Origin of the sequence: Macrococcoides caseolyticum (assembly GCF_002902665.1) — a bacterium.
GTDB lineage: Bacteria > Bacillota > Bacilli > Staphylococcales > Staphylococcaceae > Macrococcoides > Macrococcoides caseolyticum.
The window spans coordinates 1-259 of the sequence record NZ_PPRM01000063.1; the positions used below are offsets into that span (position 1 = coordinate 1).

Here is a 259-nt window from a genome sequence, read left to right on the forward strand (position 1 = left end):
GTGAACACCCGATTGATTGTTCTGTAAAAACTCTTTATAGAATGTTTAAGGAAAACGTCTTTGCAGTACAATCTTTACCTATGAAAGGTAGAAGGAAGCCAAATGGTCATTGTGAAAAAAGAGGTAGACAGGCTTTCAAAAGACACATTTCTGAAAGAATAGAAGAGTTTCCTTTCTTCTTTCAAGAATTTGGTCATCTTGAAGGTGACACTATCATTGGCCGTAATCATGGGAGTGCTGTCATAACCTTAGTAGAAAG

General features: G+C 36.7%; 1 pseudogene. It reads left to right on the forward strand.

Annotated features, from left to right (window positions below):
• Window positions 1–259, forward strand: a pseudogene (locus CD152_RS09275) (IS30 family transposase); the annotation flags it as partial.